We start from the raw sequence: 21,398 nt of genomic DNA on the forward strand, positions 1-21,398 counted from the left end.
TTCCATGACCACACCCGCTCAGAAGTATCCCGCGACCGCTCATGACTGGCTCGAAGGCGCCCGCCCGCACACATGGGCCAACGCCTTCGCCCCCGTCGTCGCGGGCACGGGCGCTGCCGCAGCGCTCGGTGGATTCCACATCGGCCGCGCGCTCCTCGCGCTCATCGTCGCGTGGGCTCTTATCGTGGGTGTCAACTACGCGAACGACTACTCGGACGGCATCCGCGGCACGGACGAAGACCGCACCGGCCCGCAGCGCCTTACCGGTGGCGGATTAGCGAAACCGCAGCACGTCAAGTACGCGTCCTTCGCCTGCTTCGGCGTCGCCGCACTCGCGGGCATCGCGTTGTCTATCTCCGCGGATGCCTGGTGGTTCATCCTCGTCGGCGCCCTGTGTATCGCGGGCGCGTGGTTCTACACCGGCGGCAAGAACCCCTACGGCTACAGGGGACTGGGCGAGGTCGCCGTCTTCGTCTTCTTCGGCCTCGTCGCCGTCCTCGGCACGCAGTTCACGCAGGCTCACGCCATCTCCTGGACCGGCGTGCTCCTCGCCATCGGCGTGGGCGGCATGAGCTCCGCGGTAAACCTGGCGAACAATATCCGCGACATCCCCTCGGACACCGAGGCCGGCAAGATCACCCTCGCGGTGCGCCTCGGCGACCAGAAATCTCGCCTGCTCTTTACCGCGCTGCTGCTCCTGCCCACCGTGTACACAATCATCATTGCGTTCGGTTCCTGGGCAGCGCTCGCGGGCCTGCTCTACTTCCCGTTCGCGCTGCAGGCGGTGCGCACCGTCAACCGTGGCGCCCGCGGCCCCCAGCTCATCCCGGTCCTCGGCCTCGCTGGCCGCGCGATGCTCATCTGGGCGCTGCTCACCGCAATCGCCGTGGCGTTCATCTAGCGCATGCAGGGCGTCCTCACAGGCTTTGCCATCATCCTGGCGGTCATCTTCCTTGGTTGGTTCCTCGCCGTGCGCGGAGTCATTGCCAGCGACCGAGAGCGTCTCATGTTCAACCGCGTGGCGTTCTACGCGGCGACCCCGGCGCTTCTTTTTGACTCCGTCGCGCGTTCCGATCCGGCGAACGTCTTCACACCGGTCACACTCATTATCATCGTGACGACCGTCATCGTCTCCGGGCTCTATCTTGCGCTCTTCTGGCGCAAGGGCCTCGCCAACGCCACCTCCGGCGCCGCCGCCGCGAGCTACTTCAACTCGGTCAACATTGGCCTGCCGGTCTCCGTGTACGTCCTCGGCGACTCGACGTACGCCATCCCCATGGTCTTTATCCAGATGGTGCTCTTCACGCCCATCATCCTGGGCGCGCTGGGCGGAAAGTCGCTCCTCGGCGCGGTGAAAACCGGCCTGCTGTCCCCCATGGTCGTGGCGAGCATCCTCGGATTCATCGTCGCGTACACAGGCATTCACGTCCCCGGACCCATTACGGAACCCATTCACCTGCTGGGCGGCGCCTCCATCCCCATGATCCTCATGAGCTTCGGCGCCTCGCTCAAGACCTCCGGTGTGCTTTCCGATGCCACCGTGCGCACCCAGGTGCTCGTCTCTTCCGGCCTCAAGCTCGCAGGCATGCCCGCCATCGCCTTCGCCGTAGCCACCCTCGTTGGCCTCGACACAGACGCGGTCTATGCGGCCACGATCCTCGCCGCGCTCCCGACGGCGCAGCAGGTCTACAACTATGCGGCGACCTTCCAAGCGGGCCAGACCGTCGCGCGCGACACCGTCTTCATCACGACCTTCGGCGCGCTGCCGGTCATGCTCATCATCGCCGCACTCTTCGGACGTTAGTTTTTCTGACGGTCGCGCCCGCGACAGTAAAAGGTGTGCCTAGGAAGGTGTATTTCATCCTCTAAGGACCGAAATGCACCATCTCACTTACACCTTCTTGGGCTCCACGCTTGGGTTCCACGCGGAAGCCAGGTTTAACGGCCCGCGAGCTCCTGTTCGACCCACGCCTTGTGCGCCTTGCGCTGCGCGGAGTACGCGGCGAGCGATTCGGTGGCCTCCACGCGCCACGTGGTGAACATGAGCATGGACAGCGGCAGCGCAAGGAAGAGCGCAAGCATCGCCGAGATGAGCAACATGACGGGGGCGTTCACGAGCAGCACGATGCCGTGAATGATGACCGTGAGCACGAGGAAGAGTCCCAGGCGGGCCAGGCCGTATTTCACCATGGCGCGACGCGACTTCTTACGCAGCTCCGGATCCGGTGCCGGCGGCTCGGGGTTCGTATTCTCCTCAATCATTCGTATGATTCTACGCGCCCCGCGCGAAACCCGAAAAGCTAGAATGGCCCCCATGGGTAGAATCCTCCTCCTCGTCCTCATCGTCGTTGCCGTCATCCTCGTCTGGAAGGCCTTTGGCCCCGGCACGTGGAACAACAACCGGAAAAACGTGCAAGGCCCGGCCACCCCGCAGATCAAGGGGCCGGACGATGATGAGAACTTTTTGTGGGAGCTCGACAAGAAGCGCTTCAAGGAGCGCCGCGCACGCGAACGGGAGCAGAAAAAGAACGAAGACGAAAAATAGCGCTGAAGATTAGCGCTGCGTAAAGGCCATCTCGAGGCCCAGCGCGTCTGCGACGGCCACGACTTTTTCCCAGCGCACGCCCGTGCCACCATGCTCAATGGTGTGGAGGGTGGAGCGGGAGATACCGGCGGCATCGGCAAGCTGTTGCTGCAAAATGCCCAGCTCACGGCGGCGCGCGGCGAGCTGCGCGCCAAGGTCAAGCAACGCCGGATTATCGCCAGCAGGCTTGCCTTGTTTATTGCGCGTACGGTTTAACGGGCTTTCCTCAGACACGGGGAACCTCACTCAAGCAGAAGCTAGTTCAGGCCCGCGTAGGAATGCAGGCCGGAGACGACCATGTTGATAAAGAACAGGTTAAAGACCATCGTAGCCATAGCCACGATATTTATCCACGGAGCAGCCTTCCGCATTGATGGAGTAGCGCGTGCGTGGAGGTACGCGGCGTACAGAACCCACGTCGCAAAGGAGACGGTTTCCTTCGGGTCCCAACCCCAGTAGCGACCCCAGGCGGCCTCGGCCCAGATGGCGCCGAGCACAATGCCCAGGCCCAGCGTGGGCAGCGTAATGACCGCGGTACGGTAGGCCAGGGTGTCCAGCTTCGTCGCGGTGGGCAGCGGCTTGACGATGCCCCCAATCACGCCATGCTCCTTCCCCTTCGGCTGCCAGCTGCGCAGGATGCTCAGCAGCGAGGACAGGCCAGAGAAGATGCCGATGGCGGCGCCGAGGGAGACAACGGAGACGTGAACCGGCAGCCAGTAGGAGCGCAGCGCCGGGACGACGGGGGCGGATTCGGCGTAAAGCTTCGTGCCGCCGAAGAACATGAGTGCCAGGACTGGGACGAGGATCCACGGCCACAGGGTGCGCCACTCCTTGCGCTGCAGCGCGATGGAGGAGACGATCATGACGCCCGCGGTGACCATGAGCACGTACTCGTAGAGGTTGCCGAACGGGAAGCGGTGCGCGGACAGGCCGCGCAGCACGATGGCGACGACATGGACAGCAATGCCGATCCACAGCAGCGACTGCAGCATGCCGCCAATCTTGTTCGCGGTGGCTTCTGCCTTCTCCGCATTTTCTTGCAGGTTGCTGGGGCGTTCCTCGAGGAGAACGTCGCCAGACCGCGTGGCGCCGACCGCAGCTTCCTTCTTCAGGGCGCGTCGCGCGTCGATGACGGCCTGGATGCGCACGTAGTAAAAGAGGGACAGGAACAGAGAAATCACGTAGAGGACAAGGGCGGTCCTAAACGATAAGTCCGAGAAGTTGGACAGGTTCTGATCGACGAGCATGGTAAAACAGGCTACCCCGCGGTCGCGACCGAGTCCAACTTTTGGCGGAGTTTTCCATCCTGCTAATGACCTGGATACGGGGGGTAAGACGCTAGTCGTCGACCCAGATATCGTCCTCTTCGACCTCATCCGCGTCCGGCAGCTCCATGAGCGTGCGGTAGAGCTTGTCGAATTCTTCGGACCAGCCGGCGCGGTCCGTGCGCGCGAGACCGCCCATCTCCACCTGGGTGGTGCCATCCTCATTCGGGCGCAGGCGCACCCACACGCGGCGGCGCTTGATGACAAGCGAGCCGACAAGCGAAAGCAGCATGGTAAGCGCCGCAATGAGCAGCGGAGTTTGGGCCGGGTTGTGCGAAATCTGGTAATTCGCGAACTCGGAGGCGCCGTCGAAGGTGAGCTTTGTGCCGTCGTCGAGCGTGACCGACTCGCCCTGTGTGAGGTTGACGCGGTCGACTTTCTGAAGCTGACCCGAGTGCATGAGCGAGGAGTCGAGCGAGAAGATAGACTGCGCGACACCTGTGTCGAGGCCCGCGTCGCCGCGGTAGATGTCAATGGCGAGCGCCGGGTCCGTCAGTGCCGGGTATGCCGAGGCGAGCATCGTGCCGTTCTCACCCGTCCACTCGGCGGTCGGTGCAAAGAGGCCCTGCAGCGCAATCTGGTTCTGGCGGCGCTCGTAGAGGTCCGGGTACATGCCTGCTGGCGGGTCGAAGCGCATGGCGCCCGAAGAGAGGAAGCGAGTCGTCTCCGTGGGCTGGAACTGCATGGTCTGCGTGCGCTTCTCGCCGTTGGGCCACTCGATGGTCACGGTCGGCGCGTAGCCATGGCCCTGGAGGTAGACGCGATCCGTGGACAGACGCAACGGGTGGTTGACCTGCAGCTGGTAGTCCGTCCACTCGGATTCGTCCTTGTAAATGTCCTGGCCCTCGGCATACGAGATATTTGAGGTGAACATCTCGGCCTGGCCATTGGACAGGTACTTCGCGGTGAAGTCGTGCGCGATGAAGCAGAAGGGGTTGAGACCTGTGCCGTCGAAGAGCGCGCCCGCACGGAAGGAGTCGAAGTTCGACGTTGAGGTGTTGCAGAACTCCGTGGACTGGTCGACCTTCGTCGCGTTCTCGTAGGAGCCGGACTGCGTCACGACGATGACCATGCCTTCGTAGGAGAAGAACTTGCCCAGCGCCACCGCGGCAAGGATCGCCACAAGCCCGATATGGAAGATAAGGTTAAACAGCTCGCGGGCATAACCGCGCTCGGCGGAAATGGAGTAGGCACCCGCGCGATCCTCGTCCGGCTGGACCTCCGTGAAACGCCACGTGCCCAGCATCTTCTTTGCGGAGGCCTGCAGCTCGTCGAAGGAGCGTTCCGAGGTCGCGGCCGCATGAAGCGGCATCTTCTCCAGGTAGCGCGGGGCACGCGTGGGCTTGGAACGCCACGCCTTGTAGTGCTCCCACGAGCGCGGAATGATGCAGCCGATAAGCGAAATGGCCAGCAACAGGTAGATGGCTTGGAACCACACGGATTCGAAGACATCGAAAAGCTGGAGCTTGTCGTAGATCTCCGCGACCTTGCCGTTGGAGGCGATGTACTCGTTGACGTTCGTCTCGTTGAGCGAGCGCTGTGGCAGCAAGGAGCCCGGAATGGCGGCGGCGGCCAGCAAGAAAAGCAGGGCCAGTGCCGTGCGCATACTGGTGAGCCAGTGCCACGCCTTGCGCAAATATTTCACGAAGTCTCCTTACATAGACGCGACTGCTAGATAAGCGTCGCGCCGTAGTTGAAAGTCCACTGCTGGATGAGGTTAATAAACTCTGCCCACAGCCCCGTCACAAGGGAGAGGCCGACGAGGATCATGAGCACGCCGCCGAAGATCTGCACGCCGCGGGCGTGGCGGCGCAACCAGTCAACGGAGCGCACCGCCTTCGCCGAGCCCAACGCCACGAGCACAAACGGCAGGCCCAGGCCGAGGCAGTAGGCAACAATGAGGAACGTGCCACGCACCGCCGTCATGCCCGCGGTGCCGGCGCTCACCGAAATGATGGCGGCGAGCGTCGGGCCCAAGCACGGGGTCCAGCCCAGCGCGAAGACGCCGCCGAGTAACGGCGCGCCGAGCCACGTAGTCCAGCGCTTCGGCGCCATGCGGGTGTCCTTCTGGAGAACGGGCACGATGCCCATGAAGACGATGCCCATGAGAATCGTGATGACTCCGCCCACGCGCATCAAGGAGTCAGCATTGAGCCGGAGCGCCGAGATCGCGCCGAAGACGGAGACCGTCGCGAGCACGAAGATGACGGTAAAGCCGAGCACGAAGAGGAGCGCCGCGAGCGTCACGCGGCCACGACGACCCGACACGCGCACGCCCGCTGCGTCGTACTCCACCGAGCCGCCGACGACAGAGGCAAGGTATGAGATATAGCCCGGCACGAGCGGCACGACGCACGGCGACGCGAAGGACACGAGTCCGGCCGCGGCGGCGGCGAGCAGGCCCAGCAGCAGCGGGCCGCTCGCCGCGGCGTCAGCGAAAGCCTCGCCCATTTATTCCTTCTCCAGTTTGTCGATGATTCCCAGCAGCTCCTGGTCCGTCGTCTCCTTGAGGAGGACCGCAGCCGGGCGATGCTGCTTGTCGAGCACGATGGTCGTGGGCACGACGGACGTGGGCACACCGCCGAGCGCGGCGGCCGTCTTGAACGGCGGATCGTAGAGGGACGGGTAGGTAATCCCGTTGTCCTTCACAAAGTCGCGCGAGATGTCCGGGTTGTAGTCGCGGACGTTGATGCCCAGGACGGTGCCGGTGCCACGCTTGTCCAGCTCCTCCTGGACGCGCTGTAGGTCATCCGACTCCGAGCGGCAGGGCGCGCACCACTGGCCCCACGAGTTGAGCACGACGATCTCATCTTTGAAATCCGAGAGCGAAATCGTCTTCCCCTCTTCTTGGAGGGACTCGCCCGAGAAGTCCTGCAGCGGCTTGCGCTCTTCCACGGGATACTCGATGACGGTCTGGCCGCCGGGCGAGATGAACTCGAAGGTTCCACCCTGGGCGACGGCTTGGTCTGCGTTCTCCGAGGTGCAGGCGCTCAAAGAAAGGCCGGCGACGACGACAGCGATAGCGATCTTAAATTTCATGTGCCGGCGCGGAGTAGAAGATATCAGTGATTTCGGAGCCCTTAAACACGAGCGAGGTCACGGAGGCGAGATCGCACTCGCGGTTCCAGGGGGCATGGGCCAGGCGCTTGCCCAGCACTGTGCGCTGCACCATGACGATGGGCAGCTGGTGCGACACCAGAATGGCTTCGTGGCCCTCGGCGGCGACGCGGCCACGCTCGACGGCGGCCATCATGCGATCCGCGATGACGTCGAAGTGCTCGCCCCACGACGGCTCCAGCGGGTTGCGCATGAGCGGCCAGCGCTTGGGGTTCCACAGCTGCGAGTTCCAGCCCTTGGTGCGCAGACCCTCAAACTGGTTGCCGGACTCGATAAGGCCCTTGTCCGTCTCCACGTCGAGGCCCACGACCTTGGCGATCTCACCCGCGGTCTCCTGGGTGCGCTGCAGAGGCGAGGCCACCAAGTGCTCCACGTCGTGACCTAGGAAGGACTGCGCGGTGCGCGCAGCCTGGGAGAAGCCGCGCGAGGACAGGTGGTAGCCCGGGATGCGCCCGTAGAGCAGCTTCTCCGGGTTGTGGACCTCCCCGTGGCGTACCAAGTGCACGATGGTCGTCGACATAGTGTGTTCTCCTTTTAGGATGCCGGCTGCGCAGCGGCCGCGGCCTTCGCCGCCACACTGGCAGCCTTCTCGATTACCTCAAAATCATCGTCGGTGAGCGCGTCAGATACAAACCACGTCTCGAACGGCGACGGCGCAGCGTAGACGCCGTTGTCCAGCAGCGCGTGGAAGAACGGGGCAAAGCGGTACGTCTCCGCGGCCTTCATCTCCTCGAAGTTGTGGCCCTCGCCCTCCGCGAAGCGCAGGGAGAACATCGTGGACGCGCGCTGGATATGGTGCGCGACGCCCTCGGCGGACAAGGCAGCCGACAGGATGCCGGTGAGACGGTCCGCATGGGAAGCCAAGCGGTCGTAGAGGGGGGCATCGGCAAGCTCCAGCGACTTGAGGCCAGAGGCCATCGCCACGGGGTTACCGGAGAGGGTGCCCGCCTGGTAGACGGGGCCCAGCGGCGAAAGGTAATCCATGATCTCGGTGCGGCCGCCAAAGGCCGCGGCGGGCAGGCCGCCGGAGATGACCTTGCCGAAGGTGACGAGGTCGCCTGCAACGCCATCCACGCCGTACCAGCCCTTGTAGGAGGTACGGAAACCGGTCATGACCTCGTCGAGGATAAGCAGCGCGCCGTCCGCGTGCGCAATCTCCTTGAGCGCCGCGTTGAAGCCCTCGGCCGGAGCGACAGTGCCCATGTTGCCGGCGGCGGCCTCCGCGATGATGCAGGCAATCTCGCCCGGATGCTCAGCAAAAGCTTTTTTCACGGCCTCCAGATCGTTGTAGGGCACGACGATGGTATCCGCCGCCGTCGCACCCGTCACGCCCGGGGAATCCGGGAGCGCAAACGTCGCAACGCCGGAGCCCGCGGCGGCAAGCAGCGCGTCCACGTGGCCGTGGTAGCAACCATCAAACTTGAGGACCTTAGAACGGCCCGTAAAACCGCGGGCCAGACGCACGGCGGACATGGTGGCCTCCGTGCCGGAGTTGACCATGCGGACCTTCTCCGCAGCGGTGCGCTCGACGATAGCCTCGGCGAGCAGGGCCTCACCCTCCGTGGGCGCGCCGAAGGACAGGCCATCCACGGCCGCCTTCTGCACGGCCTCGACAATCTCCGGGTGTGCGTTGCCGTGAATCATGGGGCCGTAAGAGCTCACCAAATCGACGTACTCGTTACCGTCCACGTCCCACAGGCGCGAGCCCTTGCCCCGTGCGATAACGCGGGCTTGACCGCCCACCGAACCGTACGCGCGGACCGGCGAATTCACGCCGCCGGGGATGACTTGGGAGGAACGCTCGAACCACTGCTGGGACTGGGAGATATTAGGCATGGGAATCATTGTAACTATTTAAGCGCCATACGAAAGTCTGATATTGCCGCCGCGTCTCACCTCGCTTAATCTGGGGTCACACACTGTCACATACCCGGGGGGATATCGTGCTCACACGCACCGTCACTTTTTCTGCCGTTACCGCTCTCACCTTGTCCTTGTGCGCCTGCGCTGCACCTGCGCCGTCGCTCGCACCGCGCCACACCACCACGCCCGTCTTCGCCGAATGGACGCCCTCTCTTTCTCCCACTCCCCTGCGCCCGCGTCCTTCCGCACCCCCACCCACGCTTTCCGATGCCCCTTCTCCCACCCTCGCGCACACATCCACGTCTGCACCGGTCCGCACATCTGCGCCGGCCCTTTCGACGCCTCCGCCCGCCCCGGCTCCGGCTCCGGCTCCTGCGCCGAAGCCCGCACGCCCCAAGGCTCCCGCGCTCCCTCACATGCCCGAACTTCCTGCCCTGCCCACCGTCCCCACCTTGCCGCCGCCACCTCCCGCTCCGACCCTGCCGCCGCTTCCTGCGCCGCCCACCCTGCCGCAACCTACTCTGCCGCCACCACCCCAAATGCCGAACATCCCTGCGCTTCCTGCCCCCCGCATGCCAGACCACCTGAACTTCACATAACCGCTGTTCAACGCATATACATGCGTTCATGTTGACCCCCTATTTTAGAGTGGCATTCGTACGTTAGTTCCCCTCCTTCATATCTCTCCCGGAGCCGAATCATGACGACCGCCACCACTACTTGCACCCCGCCCACCCGTTTCTACGCTCCCACCAACCCCGACTGCCCCGAGACCCGCGAAGCCGCCCGCATGCGCCGCGAAGAATTCGCATTCTGGGAAAAGCATCTCCCGGAGCCCTCTCTCGACATCGATCTCGTCCTGCGCCGCCTTCAGGCCATCACGGGCAAGGATCTCACCGAAATCAATAACTACATCTCCGCCCTCTACCGCCTGCGCGAGCTGCCCAAGCTGGCTGCCCTCCAGGCAAAGTATTTCTTGCTCGACTTCAATCGTCTCATCGGCATTGACAAGGCGCTCGACCGCCTCGGCGTCGCACCGCAGTTCCTCTACGACCAGGTCGATCAGGCGCTCATCGACTACCTCACGCCCCGGCGCGCCAACCAACATCTGCCCACGCGCGCCAATATCGTGCGCCGGGTCCGCGAAATCATCACGGCGCTCGATGACACCATCGCCATGCGCAAGGGGCACAAGAAGCGCCGCTTCCGCTCCGATTCCGAATTCATCTCCCTCGAGGTCGAGGAAGAAACCCGCGCCATCATCGACCAGCAGGTCCGCGAGATGGCCAAGGAGCTCGGCGTCCCGCTTGCCGATGCCGCCGTGGCGCTGCTTACTGGCGCCGTCAAGCCCACCGCGCACGTCATCCTCCACACGTACCGCGCGACGGACGTGGAATTCGCGCCCACCTTCATCGAGGGCTATGGCACGACGTTAGAAAATCTAACGCCCACCGTGGTTCGCGACGAGTCCCAGGTCGAGGAGTCTTGTTCGTACAAGACACCGGACGTCATGGCGAAATTCATCGAGGGCCGCGACGGCACGTGTCGCTTCCCTGGATGCAAGCGCCCCGCACACACGTGTCAGAAGGATCATTGCGTCGATTTTTCTGACGGTGGCCCCACGCACCCGTCGAACCTGTTCTCCTTTTGCCAGCATCACCACAATATGAAGACGGACGGGCGTTTCTATTACATCCCGCACCCGGAAACGGGCGACCTTGTCTTCCTCTTCGAGGACGGCACCTGGGAAATCACGGAGCCCTCGGGCCCGCTCTCGCCCAAGCAGAAGCACTGGGTCCAGTCCGTCTCCCAGAACATCCAGGCCCGCCGCCGCAGTTCCCGCGCCGAGGCCCAGGCCCTCAAGATCGAGCTCGACGGCCAGATTGTTGAAATTTACGAGGCCCCGCAGCCCGACCCGGAGGAGCCCGCGCCGTTCTAGTTCCGCCTAGCCGGTGACCTTCAACCCGATAATTCCGCCCACGATCATCGCCACGAACAGCAGTTTCACCGCGGTCATCGTCTCAGCACCCGTGAGGAAGGAGTAGCCCAGCGTCGCCACCGCGCCGATGCCTACCCACACGGCATACGCAGTTCCCACCGGGAGCGACTTGAGCGCCCACGCGAGCCCTCCCATGGACACCGCGAGCCCCGCAAAGAAAATGACAGTGGGCCAGAGCTTTGTCATGCCTACCGAGCGGTCGAGCGCCGTCGCCCACACCGCCTCAAACAAACCGGAGATTACCAACACGAGCCAAGACATAGCTATCCTTCTGGCCGTCTTGTCGCGTGGCCGGGTACGGCTCCCTCGTCCGGGGCGCAAACCTCTGCGCGCCTGCGGATCATTCTGGCACACTCGATTCCATGAAGATCGCATTTTTAGGGACTGGCCGTATGGGCACTGAATTGGCCCGTCATCTTTTGAAGGACCACGAGGTCACCGTGTGGAACCGCACCGCCGAGCGCGCGCAGCCGCTCGTCGACGAGGGCGCGACACAGGCCGCGACTCCGCAGGACGCTGTCAAAGACGCCGAGGTCATCATCACCTCGCTCTTCGGCCCTGACGATGTGCGCGAGGCCGTCATTAAAACTGACGTTATCCCCGCCAGCATCCCGTGGATCGACACGACGACGGTCTCCCCTGCTGCCGCCCGCGAGTTCGCAGAGGCCGTGCCCACGTACGTCCACGCGCCCGTCGTGGGCTCGCTCGGTCCGGCCCGCGCCGGCGAGCTGGGCGTCTACGTGGGCGGCGCGAATCGCGAGATCAGGGATCTCGCCGTCGAGATCGCCCGCCCCTGGGCCCACCCAGACAAGCTCATCCCCGTCGACTCCGGCGCGGCCGCCGCGACCGGCAAGCTGCTCGCCAACATGGCGCTCTCTGTCATGGCCGAGGGCGTCAAGGAAGCCCTCGCGCTCGGCGACGCCGAGGGCTTCGGCGAGGCGGAGGTCCTTGACATGCTCTCCATCACGGGCCTCAACTTCATGGCCACCATGAAAGGCCCGTTCATCCGCGGCGAGCGTTCGACCGATCCGGGCGACTTCACGGTGGACGCACTGTGCAAGGATTCCAAGCTCATGGTCGCCACTGCCAACGAGCCGCTGCCCGCCGTCGAGGCCGCCATCGCGCGCTTCGAGCACCAGCAGAAACTCGGCCACGGCAACGAGGACTTCTCGTCCATCTTCGTCCACAAGGATTAAAAAGAACGAGTGCCCGACCGTCAGAAAAAGTGACGCCGGCAGTCACCTCACTACTAACCCTCGGCACAAGGCCACTGCCCCGACAAAGCTGTACCGTGTGCCGCGCGAGATGATCCCCCTCCAAATCTCAAGACGTCGGGCAGTGGTTCCGATCTCTGCAGCCTGCAACTTACCCATCTGACGGGCACTAGCCGTTGCCGATCGCTCGTCGTCCGGCAAACGATCGAGCAACCGCGCACCACTTCTTCGTCGCGGATGACGTGGCCGTCACCTGCGAGCCACGCGCATTCGCCAGCACGCTGGAATAAGAACGGTTCACCACGCGACAGATCGGCAATGCGACGTTGCGCAGCAGGATCGATATGGACGGCGTCAAAACTTCCACTCGGCAACGAGACCGGCCATCCCTCGAGAACCAGCGGTTGCAACGCTGACAGACACACCACTAGGAGCAACGATATCAACCGCAGCGGCAAGCGCATCTCCTGTTGTTAACACTTACAAAAATCGGACACTTGTTAATGTCAACAAACCCACTCTGTACCAGTTGAAGCAATACAGTCTGTACTATAAGGTGTGGCACAAAACAGATTGGGGAGTTTCGCATGTTTATTACCCTCGAACCCGACTCCGAGGTCCCGCTGTACCAGCAGATCCACGACCGCATCCTAGAAGCCATCGCAAGCGGCGAGCTTAAAGAGGGCGACAAACTCGATCCGGTGCGCCGCGTCGCCGCGGAGTTCGGCATTAACCCGGCCACAGTGAAAAAAGCCTACGACGCACTCCAAGCAGACGGCGTCATTGAGACCCGCGGTCGCTCAGGCAGCGTCATTAAAAAGCGCGTTCCTACTCCACAGCAGCGCGCACGTCTTGCGAGCGACGCACTTCGCTTGGCCACGAAGGCCCGCGCCCAAGGGTTGAGCGACGCCGATATTGAGGCCATCCTTGCCACCATCAAGAAGGGGTTCGTCCGGTGTTCGTAATCTCTATGGCCGCGCTCACCCTCGCGCTCACATTCATCCTTGCAGCAGCGCCGCGGTTCACCCCGACCGCCCCGCTCGGCGTTCGCGTCCCGCATGCCCAGCTTTCCGATGCCGCCGTCACCTCCGCGCTGCGCTCCTACCGCACCATCGTGTGGAGCGTTGGAATCGCAGCCACGGTGCTCACGGTAGTGCTGTGGGAGTACCCCGTTCTCGCCTCGCTGACCTCGATGCTCGTCGTGGCGGGATCGCTCGTTGCTTACGTCATCGAACGCCACACGATCCTCAAAGCTAAGGCCGAAGGCGGATGGTTCGAAGGCGTCGACACCGTCATCGCTGGCAGCGTCATCTCCGAGCCACGGTTGTCTTTTCCTTGGGCTGGCATCGCGGCGTCACTTTTTCTGACTGCGGCGGGTGCACTCATTGTGCTCGCGCGGTGGGACGAGATCCCGGATGTCGTCGCTACGCACTGGAACGGGGCCAACGAGCCCGACGCGTGGGCCGATAAGTCTGTAGGCTCCGTCTTCCTGCTGAGCTTCGTTGCTCTGGGAATGGTAGTGACGTATGCCCTGGTCGCGTTGCTCATTCGCTCCTCATTCGTGCACGTGCGCTCGGACCGCACGCCGGCTGGGCAGGCGCGCACGCACGCGATGCTCGCGGCGAGCATCGATGGCACGGGCCTCCTCTTCGTCCTACTCAACGCGGCGTTCGCGGTGGCGCAGGTTGTCACGGTGCTGCCACGGTACGCGGACTACACGTGGGTGGGGTTCACGTCGATTATGGCGGCGAGTGTGCTGGGCATCATCGGGATGCTCGTGGTCTTCATCAACGCGCAGAAAGACATGCCCGCCGCCGAAGCCGAATCCCCCGATAACGACCATCTCTACAAGGCAGGCATGTTCTACTACAACCCAGACGACCCAGCCGTGCTAGTGGAGAAGCGTTTCGGGGTGGGCATCGACTTCAACTACGCGCGCTGGCAGGCCAAGGCGTTCTTGGCCGCCATTGCGTTGCTCATTATTGGATCAATCGCGCTGCCGCTGCTCGTGAGTCAGCAATAACCGCGGGCACGCCCACGCCGCCGGCCCAGGCGCCGGTGACGTCAATGCCGGGAACCTCGGCGATGGCTGCGCGCGTGGCCTCTACCGTTGCAAGGTGGGTCTCGTCGTAGCGCGGCAGGCCACCGAACCAGCGCTGGGTGTAGATTTCGTTGACACCAGTCGCGCGGCCATCGAAGCCGGTAATCTTCTGCAGATCGTCGAGCGCGTAGTCGACGAGGTCGTCTTCCTCGGCGCGAACGAGGGCGTCATCACCGTAGCGGCCGAAGGACGCACGGACGATGAAGCCAGGGCGCTCGCCGATGTGCGGCCACTTGTTGGACGAGATGGTGAATGCTTTTGCATGCAGGTCGGGCTCGTCAGCGGCGATGAGGATACCGGTGGCGTCCGGAATCTTATTGCCCTCCGGGTCGACGTTGGAGGTGAAGTTGAAACCAACGACGGCGGAGCTGGCGAGCTTGATGGACTTGAGGGCATCGGCAGCCTTGGGAGCGACCTTCGGCAGCAGGCGCGCGGTGGTGGGAGCCGGGGTTGCGAAGAGGACGCGGTCGAACTCGCCCAGCTCAGCGGGGGCGCCGACGACCTTGAAGCCAGCGTCAGTTTTTGTGACACCCGAAATGAAGGTGTCGAGGTGGATCTCGGCGCCAGATTTCTCGGCGAGAGTCTCGTACAGCGTCGCGTAGCCGCCCGGGAACGCGGCGAAGACAGAGCCCTCGGCCGGCGAACGGTTGGACTCGATGTGCTTGATGGCAGCGGAGAGGGTGACGGGGCCCTCGGCGGAGAGGGTGTCGAGGGCATCGGCAAGCTGTGGCACCGTTGCGCGGACGCCAAGGTCATCAGCGGTGCAGGAGTACACGCCGCCAAGCAGCGCCGAAACCACGTGGTCGACAACGTCATCGCCATACTGCTGGCGAATGAGTGTGCCCACGGAGACGTCCTGGCCCGGGGTCCACTCGAAGGGCTGCTCGTTTTCGATGCGGGCGTTGGTCTCGTCAGAAACCAGGTCAATGGGCTGCGACGGGATACCCATCATGCCGCCCTTGGGCAGGAAGTGGAGCTCGCCGCCGGAATAGATGCGGGGGCGCAGCTCTCGATTCGGACGCGCAAAGTCAGTGAGGCCGAGTTCCTCGAAGAACGCGACGGCGTCCGTGCGGCGAGCGATGAAGGCCTCGGCGCCCATGTCCATAGGACCGTCGTTGAAGGGCACGGTGTGCAGCTTGCCGCCGATGCGCCCCGCCGCCTCGAACACGTAGACCTCGTGGTCGCGCAGCTCATAGGCTGCAGTAAGCCCGGCGACGCCGGCTCCAATGATGGCAATCTTCATTATTAGCCTTCTCCTCTAGCCTTCCTGGTGAATAATGGCGACGGCGCGAGTGATGGCGTCGGCGTCGGTGGTGGGCAGAACCCCGTGGCCGAGGTTCCAGATGTGGCCGACGCCGGCGGCGTCGACCTCGCTCTTGATCCTTTGTACCTGTGTGCGGACGGCATCGTCGCCGGCGAAGAGCACCGCCGGGTCGAGATTGCCTTGGAGGACCTTGGTGTTGACTCTCTGCGCAGCAGCGTCCATGGCGACGCGGTAGTCGACGCCCATGACCTCGGAGCCAGCCTCAGACATGGCCGTAAGCAGCTCACCGGTGCCGACGCCGAAGTGAATGCGGGGAATCCGGTCTGCGGCGGTAGCGAGAATGCGGGTCGAGTAGGGCAGGACAAACTCGCGGTAGTCCGCCTCGTTGAGGAAGCCCGCCCAGGAATCGAAGAGCTGCATGGCGTCGATGCCGGCAGCCATCTGCTGCTCGAGGAACGCGATGATGGTCGGCGTAAGGCGTTCCATGAGCGCATGCCACAACTGGGGCTGGGAGTGCATGAGCGCCTTGGTGCGCTCGTGGTTCTTGGACGGGCCGCCCTCGATGAGGTAGCTGGCGAGAGTAAACGGTGCGCCGACGAAGCCGATGAGGGCTTGGGTCTCGGTGAGTTCATCGTTGATGATCTGGATACCTTGGGCGACCTCGGTGATCTCGTGGTCAAGAATGGGCAGGTTCGCGATGTCGGCCTCGGTGCGCACCGGGGCGGCCATGACGGGGCCGCGGCCAGGGACGATCTCGACATCGACGCCCGCCGCCTTAAGCGGGACCACGATGTCCGAGAAGAGGATGGCAGCGTCCACGTCGTGGCGACGCACCGGCTGGAGGGTGATCTCAGCGAGTAGCTCCGGCATGAAGCAGGAGTCGAGCATGTCGATGCCCTCGCGCACCTTCTTGTACTCCGGCAAGGAACGCCCGGCTTGGCGCATGAACCACACCGGCGGGCGGGACGGCGTGCGGCCATAGGCGGCCTCGATGATCGGGGCATTGCGAGTGGTCATGCGGGGATCCTTTGTGTTGTGAAATGAGTTAATCGAGCGTCGGGCGGTTGTTTTCGCGAATGAACTCATTCGCGTCGGGACGGTACATGAGCACCGTCGCACCGAGGAGGAGGAACGGGATGGCGACGAGCAGCAGGCCGCCCGCGCCGATGGCGATGGCCGCGATATTGAAGAAGCAGGACAAGCCGACGACGGCTGCGAGAATGGTGCGCGCGTGCTTCATTGCGCGGGCGAGCTGCGGCGCGACGAGCGCGATAATGATAGCGGCGGCGAGATTCGTCCACGACACGAAATAGCGATTCTCGGCGAGGAACTGGGAGAAGGCGGTATTCGACGAGTCGCCCGGGCCGAAGAAGCCGGCGAGTCCGGTGAGCGCCAGGTAGACCGCGGCAACGACGAATACCCAATAGGCGTACTTCAGTGAGTTAGGCCAGACCTCAAGATCGACGGGTTTCTTCTGTCCGCGCGCAGCTCGGTTGTAGTCGTAGGGAAAGGCGTTCGTCATCGCGGGGCGTCGTCTTTCTGCTTCTCAGCGTTGCTTTTTTCAGCGTTGCTTTTCTCTTCGGCTTCGCGCCTCTTTTCTTCCTCGCGCTTCTTCTGCTCCTCCTCAAGTTCCTTCTGGAGCTTGCGGATTTGCTCGTACTCGCCGGTGTACTTGATGACCGGCTCGCGGGAACCGAAGTAGACGCCGAGACCACCGGCGACGCCAGCGACGATTTGGATCATGCCATCAATGGCAAAGAGCCAATCGGGGGCATCGGAGCCCGCGGGCGAGGTGACGAAGACGAAGACGACGCGCAAGGCGTAGTAGAGCCCGAAGATGAATAACAGGCGGCGCGCAGTGCCCGCCCACTTGTGCTTCGCACGGAAGAGGGTGAGCATCCAGGCGAGAACGCCCAAGATCACAAACGCGACGAGGGCGGAAAAGCCGATGGACAAGTACGCCGAGAGCCGCACGAGTCCGTCCGAATACGCGGTGGGGTCCTCGTCGCGCAGGAGCTTCGACATCTGAGCGACCATGACGTCACGGTTGAGAATGCCGAGGATGACCTGCAGGATCTGATGAACGACCTCCGCGCCGAGAGCGACGGCCCACACGCCCATGGCGTAGACCGCGGCCTCGGGCCACGGGGACTTCTCTTGTTTCTTGGCACGAGCCGTGTCTGGGGTCTGGTCTGGAGTCTCGCTCAAAGTGTTAAGCCTTCAGCTCGCGGGCGGCCTCGACGGCGTAGTACGTGAAGATTTGGTCAGCGCCCGCGCGCTTGATGGCGGTCAGCGACTCCATCATGACGGCGTGCTCGTCGATCCAGCCGTTCGCACCGGCTGCCTTGACCATCGCGTACTCGCCAGAGACCTGGTACGCGGCGACAGGCACGGAGGAGAACTCGGCGATGGCGGAGAGCACGTCGAGGTACGGCAGGGCGGGCTTGACCATCACGAAGTCGGCGCCCTCATCGATGTCGAGCTCGACTTCAAGCATGGACTCGCGGAAGTTGCGCGGATCCTGCTGGTAGGTGCGGCGGTCGCCCTGGAGGGAGGAGCCGACGGCCTCGCGGAACGGGCCGAAGAACGCGGAGGCGTACTTAGCGGAGTAGGCCATGATGGCGACGTCCTCGTGGCCACCCTCGTCAAGAGCTTCGCGGATCACGCCAATCTGGCCGTCCATCATGCCAGACGGCGAGACGATGTGGGCACCAGCGCGGGCCTGAGCACGCGCCATGTCGGCGTAAAGCTGCAGGGTGGCGTCGTTGTCCACGCGGCCGCGGTCGTCGAGGACGCCGCAGTGTCCATGGTCGGTAAATTCGTCAAGGCAGGTATCGGCCATGATGAGCAGGTCGTCGCCGAATTCCTCGCGCAGGGCCTGAATGCCGCGGTTCAAGATGCCATCCGGCTGCCAGGCAACGGAGCCCGTGGCGTCCTTGTCCTCGTCGAGCGGCACGCCGAAGAGATCGATGCACGGCACGCCCGCGTCGAGCGCTTCGTGGGCGGCGGCCTTGAGCGAGTCGATGGTGTGCTGGTAGACGCCCGGCATGGCGGAAATCTCGCGCTTTTCGGAAATTCCATCAGCAACGAACATCGGGAGGATGAGGTCGCTGGGGTGCAGGTGCGTCTCGGCAACGAGCTCCCGCATGGCGGGCGACTGACGTAGGCGGCGCGGACGACGGACAGGGAAGGTGCTCACAGCGTGAATGCTCCTTTTACTCAAGTAGTTAATGCCTAATCGACTTTAGTAGCCTTTTTGCGCGCGCGGCGCTTCTTCCGCGGCGCGGGAAGATTGCCGGCGGCGCGCAGGGCAGCGACGTGCTCCGCGAGGGCATCGATAAGCGCGGGCACTTCCGCAATCTCCGGGACGACGTCGACGCGCAGGCCCATCTCTTCCGCGGCGGCCTGCGTAGAGGGGCCGATGCAGGCGATGATCGTGCGGGCGTGCGGTTTGCCGGCGATGCCCACGAGGTTGCGCACGGTCGAGCCGGACGTGAACGCCACGGCGTCGAAAGCGCCGGACTTAATCATGTCGCGGATTTCCGCTGACGGCGGGGCGGCACGAACGGTGCGGTAAGCGACGACGTCGTCGACTTCCCAGCCGAGGGCCTCGAGGCCCTTGGGCAGTCCCTCGCCAGCAAGATCGGCGCGCGGCAGGAGGATGCGGCCCACGGCGTCGATGTCTTCCACGTAATTGGGGAAAACCTCGAGCAGGCCTTCGGCATTCTGCTTCGTGCGGTCCGGGAGCAGCTCGGGGACCATGCCCTTTTCACGGATGGCGTCGGCCGTCTTCTGGCCCACGGCGGCAAGGTGAACGCCGGCGAAATCGCGGGCGTCGAGGCCGAGCTCGAAGATCTTGTCCCAGACTGCTTTCACCGCATTAACGGAGGTAAAAATGATCCACTTGTAGCGGCCTTCGACAATGCCCTTGATGGCGCGATCCATCTGCGCCGGGTTGCGCGGCGGCTCGACGGAGATAGTGGGCACGGACTGCGGAATGGCGCCGTAGCCGGCGAGACGCGCGGACATCGCGGCGGCCTGCTCTTTGGTGCGCGGCACGAGCACGCGCCAGCCGTAGAGCGGGCGGTTTTCCCACCACGAGTATTTCGTGCGGTCATCGAAACTGCGGCCCAGGGTCACGACAAGCGGGCCGGGAAGTTCGGCGCAGAGCTTGCCCAGGGTGCCAAGCGTGGTCTCGTGAGTGCGCTGGAGACGCGTGGTGCCATGCACCGTAACGTAGGCCTCCGTGTCCGCGGGCATGCCGCGGGACTGCAGCTCGCGCGAGATATCCGCGAGCTGCTCCTGCGTGGTCTGCAGGACGAGAGGCTGGGTGGCGTTGGCCAGGGCGTCCCAGTCGGCACCGTCGCTGAGATCAGCTTCGGTGTAGGCCGAGCCGAGCGCGAGGCCAGCGAAGGAGGGCACAGTGGACGGCAGAGACATGCCCGGCACGACCTGGAATTCCATGCCTGCTGCGGCGACGCGGGAAATCTCGTCCTTAATGGACTCGCGGCCCAGCGGGTTGCCAGCCACGAGACGGATGACGTCCCCGCCTTGGTCGAGCGCGGACTGGAACTGCGCGAGGAGATCCTCTGCCGGGTCTTCGATGATGGCGGCAGTCGGGGCGGCGGGGCGCGGCGGCTTGCGACGCGCGCCGTTGGCCTTTGCCTCGGCGCAGATGCGGGCGTACTCCTCCTCGGCGGCATCAAGAAGCTCTTGCGGAACCGGGAGCGCGGACGCGATGGTCTCGCGAATACCGCCCGTGACCTCCGGATCGACGACGGCAAGCGCGTTATGCGCGAGCACCTCACGGGCACGAATGGTCAACAGGTCTGGGTTGCCTGGACCAGCGCCGACGAAGATGACTTTGCCCAGTGGCTCCGGGGAGTCAGAAATAGACGCTGACACGGGGTTGCTCAATGTGAAGGTTCTTTTCTATGTACGGGCTTCAAGTTCAGGGCGACACGCTCTTACACGGGGGTCATGCCGTGATCAGATCGCGGCATATGGTATCCACACTTTAATTTAAAACCTGCAGTAAGCGAAATTAGCTCAGGAGCTCTGCCGCGCCGCGCGCGAAGAGATCCTCGGCCACGCGGTGGCCCAAGGCGCTGGCGTCTGTGCCCGTCGCCTCGGAAATGAGCTGGCGAGATCCGTCGAGCGCGAAGACGCCGCCGCGGACCGTGAGCTGGTCGCCGTCCCAGTGGGAGGTCGCCGCGACGGGCGCGGTGCAGCCAGCCTCCAAGCGGGCAAGCACCTGGCGCTCGGCGACGGCGGCGGCGTAGGCACGCTCGTCCGCGATGGCGTCGAGGGCGTCCGCCCCCGCAGTCCCCACCTTGGCCTCAATCGCCAAGGCACCCTGCGCCGGGGCGGGCATGAACGTGTCAGGATCGAGGACCTGGGTTGCCGCGTCCGCACGACCGGCGCGGACGAGACCGGCATAGGCAAGGATGACGGCGTCGAGTTCACCGGAGGTCACCTTGCCCATACGCGTATCGATGTTGCCGCGGAGGGGGCGGATGTCCAGGTCGGGACGCAGGGCCTTGAGCTGCGAAATGCGGCGCGGGGCTGAGGTGCCCACGGTGGCCCCCTCGGGAAGCTCGGCGAGGGTAAGGCCATCGCGCGCGATGAGGGCTTCGCGGTTATCTTCACGCTGCGGCACGACGAGGCGGAAGCGCTCATCGGCCGCGGTGGGAAGATCCTTGAACGAGTGGACTGCGATATTACACTCGCCACGGTCGAGGGCCTCGCGCAGCGCCTGAGTAAATACGCCCACGCCAATACGCTCGACGGGCGCCATGTTGGTATCACCCGCCGTCGTCACGATGTGGAGCTGCGCCGGGTAGCCCGCCGCCGCGAGCCAATCGCGCACGTGGCCGGACTGCGTGGTGGCGAGCAGGGAGCCGCGGGTACCGATTTTGAACATGGTGTTTA

At 64.1% G+C, this 21,398-nt stretch carries 23 protein-coding genes and 1 riboswitch; of the genes, 7 read left to right on the forward strand and 16 right to left on the reverse strand.

Annotated features, from left to right (window positions below; genetic code table 11):
- The first annotated feature begins 4 nt into the window (after positions 1–4).
- A complete protein-coding gene (locus ABJ196_RS00535; RefSeq protein WP_347304759.1) occupies positions 5–901 on the forward strand; it encodes a 1,4-dihydroxy-2-naphthoate polyprenyltransferase in 897 nt (298 codons plus the stop codon).
- 3 nt (positions 902–904) lie between these two features.
- Complete coding sequence (locus ABJ196_RS00540; RefSeq protein WP_347304760.1) at positions 905–1,804, forward strand: AEC family transporter; 900 nt, start codon at positions 905–907, stop codon at positions 1,802–1,804.
- Between the two features lie 134 nt (positions 1,805–1,938).
- On the opposite strand, the gene ABJ196_RS00545 is transcribed toward ABJ196_RS00540, so the two are convergent.
- Positions 1,939–2,262, reverse strand: a complete 324-nt coding sequence (locus tag ABJ196_RS00545; RefSeq protein ID WP_257052921.1) for a DUF4229 domain-containing protein — start codon at positions 2,260–2,262, stop codon at positions 1,939–1,941.
- A gap of 52 nt (positions 2,263–2,314) precedes the next feature.
- On the opposite strand from ABJ196_RS00545, the gene ABJ196_RS00550 reads away from it, so the two are divergent.
- Entirely contained in the window at positions 2,315–2,545 is a 231-nt protein-coding gene (locus ABJ196_RS00550; RefSeq protein ID WP_066489764.1) for a hypothetical protein, read from the forward strand.
- 9 nt (positions 2,546–2,554) lie between these two features.
- Here ABJ196_RS00550 and ABJ196_RS00555 read toward each other — a convergent pair whose 3' ends face one another.
- From ABJ196_RS00555 to hemL, 7 genes are all read right to left on the reverse strand, one after another.
- On the reverse strand, positions 2,555–2,818 hold the full coding sequence (locus ABJ196_RS00555; RefSeq protein ID WP_257044759.1) for a helix-turn-helix domain-containing protein: 264 nt from the start codon (positions 2,816–2,818) through the stop codon (positions 2,555–2,557).
- A 23-nt stretch (positions 2,819–2,841) separates the two neighbouring features.
- Positions 2,842–3,831, reverse strand: a complete 990-nt coding sequence (gene ccsB / locus ABJ196_RS00560; protein ID WP_347304761.1) for a c-type cytochrome biogenesis protein CcsB — start codon at positions 3,829–3,831, stop codon at positions 2,842–2,844.
- Between the two features lie 91 nt (positions 3,832–3,922).
- Positions 3,923–5,554 (reverse strand): cytochrome c biogenesis protein ResB, encoded by a 1,632-nt coding sequence (locus ABJ196_RS00565; RefSeq protein ID WP_347304762.1) that lies wholly within the window; start codon positions 5,552–5,554, stop codon positions 3,923–3,925.
- A gap of 26 nt (positions 5,555–5,580) precedes the next feature.
- On the reverse strand, positions 5,581–6,360 hold the full coding sequence (locus tag ABJ196_RS00570; protein WP_347304763.1) for a cytochrome c biogenesis CcdA family protein: 780 nt from the start codon (positions 6,358–6,360) through the stop codon (positions 5,581–5,583).
- Positions 6,361–6,948, reverse strand: coding sequence for a TlpA disulfide reductase family protein (locus ABJ196_RS00575; RefSeq protein WP_347304764.1), 588 nt, complete (start codon positions 6,946–6,948; stop codon positions 6,361–6,363).
- Positions 6,938–7,546, reverse strand: a complete 609-nt coding sequence (locus tag ABJ196_RS00580; protein ID WP_347304765.1) for a histidine phosphatase family protein — start codon at positions 7,544–7,546, stop codon at positions 6,938–6,940. The genes ABJ196_RS00575 and ABJ196_RS00580 overlap by 11 nt, the downstream gene beginning before the upstream one ends.
- Positions 7,547–7,560: 14 nt before the next feature.
- A complete protein-coding gene (hemL, locus tag ABJ196_RS00585) occupies positions 7,561–8,862 on the reverse strand; it encodes a glutamate-1-semialdehyde 2,1-aminomutase (protein ID WP_347304766.1) in 1,302 nt (433 codons plus the stop codon).
- A 727-nt stretch (positions 8,863–9,589) separates the two neighbouring features.
- Here hemL and ABJ196_RS00590 point away from each other — a divergent pair.
- A complete protein-coding gene (locus tag ABJ196_RS00590) occupies positions 9,590–10,828 on the forward strand; it encodes an HNH endonuclease signature motif containing protein (protein ID WP_347304767.1) in 1,239 nt (412 codons plus the stop codon).
- Positions 10,829–10,834: 6 nt separating this feature from the next.
- Here the strand turns inward: ABJ196_RS00590 and ABJ196_RS00595 are convergent, their stop codons facing one another.
- Positions 10,835–11,149 carry an SMR family transporter gene (locus ABJ196_RS00595; protein ID WP_257069315.1) on the reverse strand — a complete coding sequence of 105 codons (315 nt, stop codon included), beginning with the start codon at positions 11,147–11,149 and terminating at the stop codon, positions 10,835–10,837.
- Between the two features lie 9 nt (positions 11,150–11,158).
- Positions 11,159–11,223, reverse strand: a riboswitch (guanidine-III (ykkC-III) riboswitch).
- A 27-nt stretch (positions 11,224–11,250) separates the two neighbouring features.
- Here ABJ196_RS00595 and ABJ196_RS00600 point away from each other — a divergent pair.
- The 3 genes from ABJ196_RS00600 (at position 11,251) to ABJ196_RS00610 (ending at position 14,125) form a co-directional block, all read left to right on the forward strand.
- Entirely contained in the window at positions 11,251–12,084 is an 834-nt protein-coding gene (locus ABJ196_RS00600) for an NAD(P)-dependent oxidoreductase (RefSeq protein WP_347304768.1), read from the forward strand.
- Between the two features lie 605 nt (positions 12,085–12,689).
- The gene (locus ABJ196_RS00605) at positions 12,690–13,067 is read left to right on the forward strand and encodes a GntR family transcriptional regulator (RefSeq protein WP_347304769.1); all 378 of its coding nucleotides are present in this window, start codon (positions 12,690–12,692) and stop codon (positions 13,065–13,067) included.
- Positions 13,058–14,125 (forward strand): DUF1648 domain-containing protein, encoded by a 1,068-nt coding sequence (locus ABJ196_RS00610; protein WP_347304770.1) that lies wholly within the window; start codon positions 13,058–13,060, stop codon positions 14,123–14,125. Before ABJ196_RS00605 ends, ABJ196_RS00610 begins: the two co-directional genes overlap by 10 nt.
- Here the strand turns inward: ABJ196_RS00610 and ABJ196_RS00615 are convergent.
- From ABJ196_RS00615 to hemC, 7 genes are all read right to left on the reverse strand, one after another.
- Positions 14,082–15,446, reverse strand: a complete 1,365-nt coding sequence (locus ABJ196_RS00615) for a protoporphyrinogen oxidase (protein ID WP_347304771.1) — start codon at positions 15,444–15,446, stop codon at positions 14,082–14,084. The two genes, ABJ196_RS00610 and ABJ196_RS00615, sit on opposite strands and share 44 nt — an antisense overlap.
- 15 nt (positions 15,447–15,461) lie before the next feature.
- Positions 15,462–16,484, reverse strand: coding sequence for a uroporphyrinogen decarboxylase (gene hemE / locus ABJ196_RS00620; protein WP_347304772.1), 1,023 nt, complete (start codon positions 16,482–16,484; stop codon positions 15,462–15,464).
- A 28-nt stretch (positions 16,485–16,512) separates the two neighbouring features.
- Positions 16,513–16,989 carry a tellurium resistance protein TerC gene (locus ABJ196_RS00625; RefSeq protein ID WP_347304773.1) on the reverse strand — a complete coding sequence of 159 codons (477 nt, stop codon included), beginning with the start codon at positions 16,987–16,989 and terminating at the stop codon, positions 16,513–16,515.
- Positions 16,986–17,675, reverse strand: a complete 690-nt coding sequence (locus ABJ196_RS00630) for a hypothetical protein (protein ID WP_347304774.1) — start codon at positions 17,673–17,675, stop codon at positions 16,986–16,988. The genes ABJ196_RS00625 and ABJ196_RS00630 overlap by 4 nt, the downstream gene beginning before the upstream one ends.
- A gap of 4 nt (positions 17,676–17,679) precedes the next feature.
- Positions 17,680–18,666, reverse strand: a complete 987-nt coding sequence (gene hemB, locus ABJ196_RS00635; protein WP_066489668.1) for a porphobilinogen synthase — start codon at positions 18,664–18,666, stop codon at positions 17,680–17,682.
- 35 nt (positions 18,667–18,701) lie between these two features.
- On the reverse strand, positions 18,702–20,372 hold the full coding sequence (locus ABJ196_RS00640; protein WP_347304775.1) for a uroporphyrinogen-III synthase: 1,671 nt from the start codon (positions 20,370–20,372) through the stop codon (positions 18,702–18,704).
- A gap of 139 nt (positions 20,373–20,511) precedes the next feature.
- Positions 20,512–21,390 carry a hydroxymethylbilane synthase gene (gene hemC, locus ABJ196_RS00645; RefSeq protein WP_347304776.1) on the reverse strand — a complete coding sequence of 293 codons (879 nt, stop codon included), beginning with the start codon at positions 21,388–21,390 and terminating at the stop codon, positions 20,512–20,514.
- Positions 21,391–21,398 lie beyond the last annotated feature (8 nt).

Source organism: Corynebacterium sp. SA-MJD20WY100, assembly GCF_039822565.1.
Lineage (GTDB): Bacteria > Actinomycetota > Actinomycetes > Mycobacteriales > Mycobacteriaceae > Corynebacterium > Corynebacterium phoceense_A.

Bases quoted from the DNA above. Each gene is read 5' to 3' on its own strand.
- ABJ196_RS00575 (WP_347304764.1), bottom strand. From the start codon at position 6,948: ATGAAATTTAAGATCGCTATCGCTGTCGTCGTCGCCGGCCTTTCTTTG.
- ABJ196_RS00550 (WP_066489764.1), top strand. From the start codon at position 2,315: ATGGGTAGAATCCTCCTCCTCGTCCTCATCGTCGTTGCCGTCATCCTC.
- ABJ196_RS00625 (WP_347304773.1), bottom strand. From the start codon at position 16,989: ATGACGAACGCCTTTCCCTACGACTACAACCGAGCTGCGCGCGGACAG.
- hemL (WP_347304766.1), bottom strand. From the start codon at position 8,862: ATGCCTAATATCTCCCAGTCCCAGCAGTGGTTCGAGCGTTCCTCCCAA.
- ABJ196_RS00540 (WP_347304760.1), top strand. From the start codon at position 905: ATGCAGGGCGTCCTCACAGGCTTTGCCATCATCCTGGCGGTCATCTTC.
- ABJ196_RS00600 (WP_347304768.1), top strand. From the start codon at position 11,251: ATGAAGATCGCATTTTTAGGGACTGGCCGTATGGGCACTGAATTGGCC.
- hemE (WP_347304772.1), bottom strand. From the start codon at position 16,484: ATGACCACTCGCAATGCCCCGATCATCGAGGCCGCCTATGGCCGCACG.
- ABJ196_RS00580 (WP_347304765.1), bottom strand. From the start codon at position 7,546: ATGTCGACGACCATCGTGCACTTGGTACGCCACGGGGAGGTCCACAAC.
- ABJ196_RS00545 (WP_257052921.1), bottom strand. From the start codon at position 2,262: ATGATTGAGGAGAATACGAACCCCGAGCCGCCGGCACCGGATCCGGAG.
- ABJ196_RS00570 (WP_347304763.1), bottom strand. From the start codon at position 6,360: ATGGGCGAGGCTTTCGCTGACGCCGCGGCGAGCGGCCCGCTGCTGCTG.
- ccsB (WP_347304761.1), bottom strand. From the start codon at position 3,831: ATGCTCGTCGATCAGAACCTGTCCAACTTCTCGGACTTATCGTTTAGG.
- ABJ196_RS00590 (WP_347304767.1), top strand. From the start codon at position 9,590: ATGACGACCGCCACCACTACTTGCACCCCGCCCACCCGTTTCTACGCT.
- ABJ196_RS00615 (WP_347304771.1), bottom strand. From the start codon at position 15,446: ATGAAGATTGCCATCATTGGAGCCGGCGTCGCCGGGCTTACTGCAGCC.
- hemC (WP_347304776.1), bottom strand. From the start codon at position 21,390: ATGTTCAAAATCGGTACCCGCGGCTCCCTGCTCGCCACCACGCAGTCC.
- ABJ196_RS00535 (WP_347304759.1), top strand. From the start codon at position 5: ATGACCACACCCGCTCAGAAGTATCCCGCGACCGCTCATGACTGGCTC.
- ABJ196_RS00605 (WP_347304769.1), top strand. From the start codon at position 12,690: ATGTTTATTACCCTCGAACCCGACTCCGAGGTCCCGCTGTACCAGCAG.
- ABJ196_RS00595 (WP_257069315.1), bottom strand. From the start codon at position 11,149: ATGTCTTGGCTCGTGTTGGTAATCTCCGGTTTGTTTGAGGCGGTGTGG.